This is a genomic window from Rickettsia sp. 109562A South Dakota, from assembly GCF_055791265.1.
On sequence record NZ_JBTEYY010000002.1, the window covers coordinates 19276 to 30067 of the forward strand.

Consider the following 10792-nt stretch of genomic DNA (forward strand, 5'->3'; position numbering starts at 1 on the left):
TAATTATTGAGATAAAGGCAACATCATGGATTTAACCATTCATACATACGGCTATATTGATGCGATGTATAACACAATGCAAGCAATCGCAATGTTTAAACAAAGTGATGCTTACTGGTACTTAGTGCAAGGAGTGTGGTTTTGTATGGGGTGTTTTTATGCTGTTCAGCTTGCAGGTAGCACACATCTTGGTCAATTCAAAAGTCATATTTATAAGGTACTCGGGCTTTGCATCATCGTCAACGGACTATTACTGCCATCCACTCATATGATCATTAAAGATCATATTTCCAAAGATACAGCAAAAGTAGATCATATACCGCTTGCTTTTGCAGTTCCTGTCGGGATTCTAGAAGAATTTGGCTATATCATAACAAGAGGCTTTGAGCAAGCATTTAGACCATTTAGCAATCAGAGTTTTGATTACTTCAATTATGGTTTGCTTTTTGGACAGCGATTAAAGCAAGAAGTAAAAAATGTCCGTATTAAAGATCCAGTAAATGTCAATAATATGCGTGAGTTTGTTAAAAGATGCGTAGTGCTACCTGCGATGATTGGCTACAGATTCACTAAAGAAGAACTGTTCGCAACAGATAATATTTGGAAGCTAATTAAAGACAATGCAGGGGGACTAAGAAGGGTCGAGTTATTTGAACCAACAACTCGCAAATATGAATCAATGACTTGTAAAGAGGCGGTAACGTATCTTGAAAGACATTTATTTCCAAAAGAAGAAGAAAGAATATTAGTTAAATTCTCTAATAGAATATTTAACCAAGCAAACGACAAAGGGGTGTATTTTACATACGCCGAAAAGGGACAACCAAGAAACCCTGATTTAGAAGCAAGTTTATATCTTAAACATTATTTCAAAAATAATATTAAAAAAGCTTATGGCGTAGGTAGTGCTGAAGATTTGTTAAAACAGCAAATGATGATTAATGCTATATCAAACTTTAAAAGCGGATCATATGCGGTAGCAAGGGCACGTATGCAGCATGAAAGTAGTAGTTTAATCGGGGGTGATATGGCAAGTATTTTTAATGCTTGTAGTCTTCAAATGCATTGTATATGGAGCATTCATATTTGTTGTACCGATGATTTTAATGAGTGGCGGCTTTGCTAAATATATGACGTATTTAGTCATTATTGTATCGCTGCAGCTATGGCCGGCATTAAATGCAATACTTAATATGATCATGGAGACCTATAGTGATTTAGCTGAAGGATCAAGGCAAGTTATGAGTTATGCCGCTGTATCTACAATGTATAAGAAGATAGATACAATAGTAACTATTGCCGCGTCACTTCAGATGTTAGTACCATTTTTATCATTTTGGCTAACTAAGCTTGGAGGCGACGGCATTATGCATTTAGCAGGCAATATAGTTGGAGGCGTGCAGTCTGTATCAGGCGGGATTGGAGGAGAGGTTGCTACTAACAACAAGAGCTTTGATAATTACAGTAGCAGCAATCAGCAATACGCAAACACGAGTGCCAATAAAGTAGATACCGGCATGCAGTATTTTGATGGCACTAATAGAGCTCAATATGCAGATGGCACGGGTGAGTTTATTACGCAATCAGGTGAGCAAGTATTTTCAGGAGGTAGTGGTTACACAGCGTCAGTAGGTAATAGAAAGCTTAGCGAAGCAGATGACACTCAAACGCAGCTAAGTCAAGGCACGCAAATCATGGATAGCATACTTGAGTCAGATACACGTAGTCATAATACCGCTAAAAGTACTGAAATCTCTAGAACCGAAGATTGGGCGAAGAGTGTGCTTGATAAAAGGCAACAAGGCCAGAACTTCAATTTTGAAGAGCTAGGAGAGCAAGGGCAATCTGCAAGAAAGATCATAGATCATGCGGAAAGCTTATCTAAGGCCTATGGGTATGATAATCGCCAAGCTGCTAACGCTGCATTGAGGGCAGCTTTAACTGCTGGCACGCCTCTCTCAGGAATTACAGGCTCAAGTGCTTCAGTAACGGCTGAAGGTGCGATTAGTGCATCAAATGAGAGTAATCAATCTCTACAGGATGGTGTAAGTGATTCTAAAGGACAAAGTACTAGTGAAGATTATAACAACTTAGTTAAAGTTGCCTCAAATGAGAATTGGTCGCGTGAGCATGGCTTAGATCAAAGCCTAAGTCAAGGCGTACATGCTGCATCTATGGAGGCACAACGAACAGAAAAACAACTTGCTATCACTCAGGATAAAACGGAGCAATATCATAGGGCAGAGAATTGGCAAAGAACGCACGGAGCTAGTGCCAATAACGATGTTCGTCATGAAGTACAACATGATTTAGAGAGAGCATACGGCGTATCATCTAAAGAAGCACATGATATGATAGAGAGAGGTGATCCAAGATTTAGACAGCTATGGCAAAACCGCATAAATCATAGAGCAGCAAATGTTTTAGCATCAGTCTCAGCAGGACATAGCAGAGTAACAGGCAATAGTGCCACCTCAAGGTTAAATGATGCAAGTAGTAATTATGAACAGCAAGTAAATAATCAATCTGCTCAAAATTTTGCTACAGCTAAGAATGTTGCCTATAACGAGATGGAAGGCGTTAATTATGACCAAGTGAAAGAGAATATAAGTCACAAAGAGCAGCAATTAAAAGGGCAGTTCTACAAGATGCATTATGAAAATAGTGGTACATACCAAGCTGTGCAGGAGGCAAATCTAGAATCTGCCAGCGGCACACAACAAGAAGTAAATATACGTGAAGCAGATAGAATAGGGCAGGGATGGACTGCAAAGAATCTAGTAAAAGGTGGAGCGGTATTCGATGATGGAATAGGAGGAGTTAAAAACCCCTCAACTAACTGTTATTTTATTGCTATTCTGAAACAATACTACTATTTTTAATTATTATATTAGTACTTAAATAATATAAAGAGATTGAACTCTTATAAGATTATTCTTATATTTAAGATAGGTTTTTTATGGCAACTAAACCTCTTCCGACTGGCACTAAACTTGCTAATTTAGAGCAACTCAAAAAAGATCGCATTGCTAAAATAGAAGCGGAATTACTACTACAACAAAAACAGCTCCTTAGTAAACGTAAAGATGAATTATTTGATTTATTCTTGAGATACTCAGCTTTAACGATAGATGATAAACTATTGATTGGTTTCTTGAAGTTTGTACAAAATCCCGATAATAAAAATCATCCTATCTTGAATGAATTTAAGGAGCTTGGTAATAAAACTAAAATGCCCAGTAAACCAAAATCCAAAGACTCAAAAACTGATTAAATCTATTGTTAAGAAATTATGGTATAGTCGTATGCAATTACAAAAAACTGTCGCCTTTGATCGCAAAACTGACGCTAGAAAAAAGATTATGCTTGGCGGATTATTTGTTAAAGCAGGCCTTGACTATTTGCATCCTGATAATGCCCATATCCTCTATGGCATGCTTCTTGATTGTAAAGAGCAATTGATACTAAATCCTAAAATTATCGATAAATGGAAAGAGAAAGGAAAATCTCTCCTTATAAAGTAATTAATTAACTACTAATTATTAGGTTTTTCTATATGCAAAAATTCTTCATCATCTTTATAGCGGATTTTCTTCAATAATACTGCTGCAGGTAGCCATCATAGGCAGTTTATCCTTGTTATTTTCGCAAAAACTTGCCAGTTTTGTTATATCAATGCCGCACCACTAGAATTAAACACTACTTTTAAACCAAAATAATTATACAGATGCAAAACAAAGAACACGATGACAAACGCAGCCTAGAAAAATCAAGACCTAATAAACCTAAGCACGATGAGCTAATACGTAAGGCTTTTGAAAATCCTATAGTTGCTAAAGAGTTCTTTGATATGCATTTGCCAAAAGAGATTAAAGCTTTATTCTCACCTCATACTCTTAAAATGGAGAAAGAAAGCTTTGTAGAGACTAATCTTAAAAACTCTATATCCGATATTCTCTTCTCTGCTAAGTTCAATGATGATACCGGGTATTTTTGGATCTTACTTGAACACCAAAGTACTCCTGATCACTTCATGTCTTTTAGACTCTTTAAATACATGTTAGATATTCTACAGCGACATCTAACTTTAAATCCCAATGCCAAACATTTACCTTTCGTCTATCCTCTCGTATTTTACAATGGTACCAAGCAGTATAATTCCCCAAGGAACTTCTGGGATCTATTCAAAAACAAGCAATTAGTTCAAAATATATGGACCAATAATCATCAGCTTATTAACGTTCATGACATTCCTGATGATGATTTAAAGAAAAAAACTTGGGCAGGCATACTACAGTTCTTCATGAAACATATTAATGAGCGAGACTTGCTTAAACGATGGTATGAAATAGCCGATATGTTACCTCAGTTCGCTCAAATAAATATTGGTATTGATTATCTAGAACTTATCCTATCCTATACATTGATTAAAATTGAAAAAAGTGATAAAATAGAGCTAGAGAAAATGCTTAAATCACGTTTAAATAATAAACTAGGAGAAAAACTTATGACTAGTCTTGCTCATCACTGGGAACAACAAGGGGTACAAAAAGGTATGCAGATCGGCGAAGCTAAAGGTAAAGCTGAAGGAAAATATGAAGCTATGAGATTAGTTGCTCAAAACTTATTAGCTCAGAATATAGATATTAATACTATATCTGTTGCTACTGGTCTTTCTATTGATGAAATCAATAAACTAAGAAATGAGTAGTAAAACGTTATGCAAACTGCAAAATCTACATTGAAGCTTAAAGTACCAATAAGCGTTGTGACGCCTCTACCTAAAAAACAAGTAGTAGTAATCGAGAAACCGGTATTACAAAACAAATCTACTAATGCTAAATTGACTGTAGCTGTTAAGCCTAATGTTAGTAACGATAAATCTCAAGAAGGTAAAGCTTCTAAAAAGAAAATTAAAGCAGAAAAAGCGAGGATTTTAGCCGCAGCACAAAAAGAAGCCCTTAAAGCTAAACTTGCACGATGGAAAAAAGAATACAAACAAGTTTTAAAATTATTGCAAACAAAATACCCTCTATGTTTCTCTATTCCAGCCAAACCACTGGCCATAGGTATTCACAAGGAAATTATCGAGACAGAAAAAAATAATTTCTCAAAACAACAAATTCACAGATTCTTTAGAAGATATTGCTCTGATAACAAATATAAAAAACTCCTTATTGAAGGAGCTAGGCGCTTTAACCTAGATGGAACTCCTGCTACTTTAGTCACTAAAGAAGAAGTACCACCAAAAACTAACAAATTTTCTAAACCTAAAAAATCATCATCTACGTAAATAGTCTGATCACTTGACAGATATTCTTTTGGAAAAGTAGCAAGACTACTTTTCATCTATATTTTATTATAAATAATTATTAGGATCTAAAATATGCAATCACAACGCTCATACAATAACGCTATCTTCATCGACAAAAATACAGATACAAAAACAGATAAGAATATTACCTCTAATTATAAGAAAAGACGTGAGGAATTAAACGAAATAGTAGGACGTCATATAGAAAGGCAAAAGCAGAGAGCAACACAGAAGAAAAATTCTGTATCTGTCTAAAAACGAACGTTTCCGTACACCCTCTATTCCTATGTCCATAAATTATATTGACTTATTTTAGTACAGACCTTATATTCAGGACAACCTTTTTAATACATTTTACACTACACTTTTATGTCTCGTACTTTTGCTTATGTTCGTGTTTCCAAAATGCAACAAGACACTGAAAATCAAATCAGAGAAATTGAATTAGCCAGATTTATCATTGCACCATATCGAATAATTACTGAAACGGTTTCTGGTTCCATGCCTATAGCTAAGCGTCAAGGTTTTGCACATCTGTTAAATAAGATGGAAAATGGCGATGTTCTAGTTGTTACCAAATTAGACCGATTAGGACGTGATGCTATTGATGTCAGCATCACAGTTAACAAACTAGAGAAAATAGGAATTAAAGTTCATTGTCTTGCACTTGGGGGTGTTGATCTTACTAGTTCAGCTGGAAAAATGACTATGGGAGTAATTAATGCTGTTGCTCAATTTGAGCGTGATTTGTTAATAGAGCGTACTCAATCTGGGCTTGCGAGAGCTAAATCACATGGTAAAACTCTCGGACGACCACAAATTTTAGCAGAATTACAAAAAAAACAGGTTATACAGCAACTACAAGAAGGCAAAACTATCACATCTATTGCAAGACATTTTAATACAAGCAGGCAAACCATTATGCGTATCAGAGATAATAACCTCTAATACTTGCTTGTACCACTTTACATTCATTGATGATAATAAACACCCAAGATTATGTAAAACAAATTTATAACTTACTTATCTTCTATTTTGTGCTATAATATGTTAATGCATATACAAATATTAGTAACTAATTATGGCAGTTTCAAAGTTCCTAGATCCTAAAAATGATGTCGCCTTCAAGAAAATCTTTGGTTCTGAAAAAAACAAAGATATTCTTATTCATTTTATTAATGACATCATGGAATTTAAAGATGCAGAACAAATACAGGATGTTACTTTCTTAAGTCCTGTCCAAGATCCTGATATTGCTTATAAAAAACAATCTCTCGTCGATGTCCTTTGTAAAGCTCAAAATGGTACGCAAATCATCGTAGAAATGCAAGTCTCCCCTTCTAAAGGCTTTGAGAAAAGAGCTCAATATTATGCTGCTAAAGCCTATTCTCGACAACTATCCCAAGGACAAAAACAAGATGGTCTCTATGCTAACCTTAAGGAAGTCATCTTTATTGCTATTAGTGATTATATTATCTTCCCTGATAAAGCTGATTATATCTCTCATCATGTTATCCTAGATAAAATTACTTTTGAACACGATTTAAAGGATTTCTCTTTTAGCTTTATTGAACTACCTAAATTTAATATAGATCAAATTGAAGACTTAGAAACTATTACCGAAAAATGGTGCTATTTTTTTAAATATGCTGCTAACACAAGTGAAGCTGACCTGCAGAAAATTATAGGTAGCGATCTTGTAGTAGGGCGTGCTTATGAAGCATTAAATCAGTTTAACTGGAATGAAGCAGAACTCCTGGCTTATGAGCAGGAAATTAAACGCATCATGGATAACAAAGCTGTCGAAGATTTCATGATTGAATCCGCTGAAGCTAGAGGCGAAGCTAGAGGCGAAGCTAGAGGTATGCAGATCGGAAAAACTGAAGAAAAAATAGCAATAGCAAGAAACTTAAAAAGATCAAGAGTAGCAATTACGATAATATCTGAATCTACTGGCTTAACTAAAAAGCAAATTGAAGAATTAGATGATTAAATTTTAAGTTGAGTTAACTATAAAGTAAGTGCATATTTAAATAACAGACCGGCCATTGGAATTACTAAGAATCAGTTAACTATATTGGTATAGAATGCATTGAATGGCATGACCCAATATGGTTTAATAGACTGCTGTATATTAGATAAATATTCATTTCCAATAATCACCATTAAAATCAGTAATTAATCAATGAGAACGAGTAGCTAAAAACTAATTAATATTATTAAAAGCCAGATATTATGGCAAATCATCCAAAAAAATTAATAAAATAACTTATAAAGATAATGAGCAAAAAATCAATTATGCCAGAAATTTCTGTTAAAAGTACTAAGGAGCAAATTTTAACTGCCTATAATGAGGTGTTAGCTAAGTTAAATGATAAACAGCCAGCTACCCCTCAAGAACAGAAAAAACAGCAAGAGAAACAAGAGTTAGTAAGTAAGGTCAGCACTGATTCATCTGATAGTATATTAACTGAATTAAGTAGCTTAAAATCTAAAACTATCAAACAGATTGATAATTTATCAGAACAATTATTGAGCGAATTTGAAAAATTGGCTAATTTGCGAGAAGCTATTATTTTGGAGCAACAACATTTGCAGGAATTATACCAAATTAATGAAACAGCAAATAGTTTGTCAGCTTTATTACAAGCACAAGCTGAGCAAAAAGAACGTTTTGAGCAGGAGATGAGTCAAAGAAAACAAGATTTTGAACAAGATATAAATAGTCAGAAATTGCATTGGCAACAACAACGAGCAGCACTTGAACAAGACTATAAGGAACAGAAAGAATTGCTTAGCAAAACTAGAAAACGTGAGGAAGAAGAATATAATTATACTTTAGAGTTAAAACGTCGTAAGGAACTTGATGAGTATAATAATAAACGTATCTTAATTGAAAAAGAGTTGTCAGAGTTAAAAGATAATTTACTAAAACGAGAAGCTGATTTGACCACCAAAGAACAGGAATATGTTTCATTAAAAATGCAAGTAGATGGTATGGCAGATAAGATAAAAGAAGCAGTCTACTCTGCCGAAGAATTATTACGTAACCAATTATTACAGCAATATGATTTTGAAAAACAACTAACACAAAAAGAATATGATGGTATACTACAGCTAAAGGAGCAAAGCATTATCTATCTTGAAGATAAAATCAAGAAGCAGGAAAATACTATCCAAGAGCTAACTGCCAAAGCTGATAATGCAACACAACAAGTACAATCTATAGCGTGCCGAGCCCTAGATACTTCAGGCCAACGCTTCGTAAGCTTAACTACCAATAAACAGGAAGAAAAGGGCTAATCATGTGTAGAAGTTTCGACTTCTGCATGAGCTACCACACTAAGGCTATGCCATGGGTTTACTATTAGTTTGAGTGTGCCAAAGCTTGGCATATATACCTTGCTGCTGTAATAGTTCCGCGTGACTGCCTTGTTGGACAATCATGCCTTGATCTAGCACCAGAATGCGATTAGCATACTTAATAGTATTCAATCTATGAGCAATACTAATTACTGTACGATTACGGCAGATTTGATCCATATTAGCCATAATAGCTGCCTCAGATTCATAATCAAGTGCTGAAGTTGCTTCATCTAAAATTAAAATCCTTGGATTTACTAACAAAGCTCTAGCAATAGCTATTCGCTGACGTTGACCGCCAGATAGACCATTGCCTCTTTCACCGATTATGGTTTGATAAGCTTGCGGTAATCGTCTAATAAAATCATCTGCACCAGCTAGCCTTGCTGCTTGTACAATTTCTTCTTCACCAGCTCCTGGACAACAGAGCTTAATATTTTCTAATATTGATCCAGCAAATAACATGTTATCTTGTAATACCACACTCATATTGCAACGTAATGATGTAGGATTAGCTACGGCTATATCCATACCATCTACTAAAATCTGACCATGCTGAGGAATATAGAGACGTTGTAATAATCTAGTTAAAGTACTTTTACCTGAACCAGATGGACCAGTAATGCCGATAAATTCTCCTGGTTGTATTATAAAGGATAAATCTCTTAATATTTCTGGTGTATCAGCTTGATAGCAAAAACGTACATGTTGAAACTCTACTTTTCCAGTTAATTTTGGCATAGTAGCAACTCCTTTACCAACTGCTTCTGATTTAGTATCTAAAATATCTCCAATACGGCGTAATGCTATTAAACTATGCTGAAACTCTTGCCATATTTGTGCCAATCTTAGAATTGGCTGAGTTATATGATTAGCAAGCATATTAAAAGCCACTAATCCTCCAACTGTTAATTCATGTTGTAGTACAATCTTAACACCAAACCATAATAACAAGGCTGAAGTTAATTTTTGTATTAAGCTAATCCCCTGATTAGCAATAATCGCTACCTTCTTAGCTGAAAATATCGCTCTTAACTGACAAGATAGAACTTGCTGCCAACGCTTTAAAAAAGCTGATTCTGTAGCAGTAGTTTTTAATATTTCAATGCCAGTAATAGTTTCAGTTAAATAAGCTGTAGCAAGACTACTTGCGTCATATTCTTTAGTAACTCGCTGTCTTAATATTGGACCAATACTTAACCAAAACACGACATATAACACTAAGGATCCAAGTACTATCCAAGTTAATATTTTAGCATAACTAAACATTACTACTAAAAACATCAGAATAAAAATAATATCTAATACCAACATTAAAGCCGAACCAGTTAAAAACTGACGAATCTGGTTCATTTCACGCACACGAGCAACAATCTGACCAGTTTGTCGCATACTAAAATAGCTTAGTGGTAAAGTTAACAAGTGACTATATAATTTACCAGAAAGTTCAGAGTTAATCTTACTAGCTAAATTGCTAAAGATTTTACCACGTAAATAACTAAATAAAGGCTCAGCTAAAGCAAGTGCTAATATAGCAATAGCCAGGACCTTTAAACTTGAAATACCACGACTAACTAATACTCGATCTATAACATTTTGGAATAATTTAGGACCTACTAAAGCAATTAACTGCAACATTAATGATAAGGCTAATACATCACGTAACTGATTTATATGCCGCAATATCGAAGGCAAAAACCAATTAAAGCCAAATTTAATATCTGTAATTTGCAGTTCTTGCTCTGCTAATAATATTATTGGTAGGTTATATTTACTATTATTAGCTGTAGGAAGTAGCTCCTTATTAAGCTTTTCAGTAGCTACATCATAACGCCACCAATATTCTGTTTCAACTTTTTCAATCACACTCCATTGATTAGCTAAACAAACCAATATAGGCACAGGTAATGTTTGCAGATCACCACTAATTTCTTCATAATATTTTGTCCGCAATCCTACTGCTCGAGCTGCTCGGCAAACATCTATCCATGTTAATTCTTGGCAATCTATACCAAGTTTATGACGTAACGATCCTTCAGTTACTAATATTTGAAACTGTTTAGCAGCTCTAATAATTGCTGGTATACCATGTTTGCCAGTAATCATCTTTTGACC

The 10792-nt window shown here is 34.7% G+C and carries 11 protein-coding genes; 10 read left to right on the forward strand and 1 reads right to left on the reverse strand.

All coding sequences use genetic code 11. The features are described from left to right. The first annotated feature begins 25 nt into the window (after positions 1-25). The 10 genes from ACIAS7_RS07255 to ACIAS7_RS07300 all read left to right on the forward strand — a co-directional run bounded on the left by ACIAS7_RS07255 (position 26) and on the right by ACIAS7_RS07300 (position 8617). The gene (locus ACIAS7_RS07255) at positions 26-1126 is read left to right on the forward strand and encodes a conjugal transfer protein TraG N-terminal domain-containing protein (RefSeq protein WP_473199502.1); all 1101 of its coding nucleotides are present in this window, start codon (positions 26-28) and stop codon (positions 1124-1126) included. Next, entirely contained in the window at positions 1044-2882 is a 1839-nt protein-coding gene (locus ACIAS7_RS07260; protein WP_473199503.1) for a conjugal transfer protein TraG N-terminal domain-containing protein, read from the forward strand. Before ACIAS7_RS07255 ends, ACIAS7_RS07260 begins: the two co-directional genes overlap by 83 nt. Positions 2883-2959: 77 nt before the next feature. After that, positions 2960-3274: a hypothetical protein gene (locus tag ACIAS7_RS07265; RefSeq protein ID WP_473199504.1), complete on the forward strand. Its 315-nt coding sequence runs from the start codon at positions 2960-2962 to the stop codon at positions 3272-3274. Positions 3275-3305: 31 nt separating this feature from the next. Further along, the gene (locus ACIAS7_RS07270) at positions 3306-3524 is read left to right on the forward strand and encodes a conjugal transfer protein TraD (protein WP_473199505.1); all 219 of its coding nucleotides are present in this window, start codon (positions 3306-3308) and stop codon (positions 3522-3524) included. Between the two features lie 203 nt (positions 3525-3727). Then, on the forward strand, positions 3728-4711 hold the full coding sequence (locus tag ACIAS7_RS07275) for an Rpn family recombination-promoting nuclease/putative transposase (RefSeq protein WP_473199506.1): 984 nt from the start codon (positions 3728-3730) through the stop codon (positions 4709-4711). Between the two features lie 9 nt (positions 4712-4720). Beyond that, positions 4721-5293 carry a ProQ/FINO family protein gene (locus tag ACIAS7_RS07280; protein WP_473199507.1) on the forward strand — a complete coding sequence of 191 codons (573 nt, stop codon included), beginning with the start codon at positions 4721-4723 and terminating at the stop codon, positions 5291-5293. Between the two features lie 93 nt (positions 5294-5386). Next, positions 5387-5569, forward strand: coding sequence for a hypothetical protein (locus ACIAS7_RS07285; protein ID WP_473199508.1), 183 nt, complete (start codon positions 5387-5389; stop codon positions 5567-5569). A gap of 114 nt (positions 5570-5683) precedes the next feature. Next, positions 5684-6262 (forward strand): recombinase family protein, encoded by a 579-nt coding sequence (locus ACIAS7_RS07290; RefSeq protein ID WP_473199509.1) that lies wholly within the window; start codon positions 5684-5686, stop codon positions 6260-6262. 133 nt (positions 6263-6395) lie between these two features. Further along, a complete protein-coding gene (locus ACIAS7_RS07295) occupies positions 6396-7307 on the forward strand; it encodes an Rpn family recombination-promoting nuclease/putative transposase (protein WP_473199510.1) in 912 nt (303 codons plus the stop codon). Positions 7308-7594: 287 nt separating this feature from the next. Beyond that, positions 7595-8617 (forward strand): hypothetical protein, encoded by a 1023-nt coding sequence (locus ACIAS7_RS07300; RefSeq protein WP_473199511.1) that lies wholly within the window; start codon positions 7595-7597, stop codon positions 8615-8617. Between the two features lie 45 nt (positions 8618-8662). Here ACIAS7_RS07300 and ACIAS7_RS07305 read toward each other — a convergent pair whose 3' ends face one another. After that, positions 8663-10783 (reverse strand): type I secretion system permease/ATPase, encoded by a 2121-nt coding sequence (locus tag ACIAS7_RS07305; RefSeq protein ID WP_473199512.1) that lies wholly within the window; start codon positions 10781-10783, stop codon positions 8663-8665. Between the last annotated feature and the right edge of the window lie 9 nt (positions 10784-10792).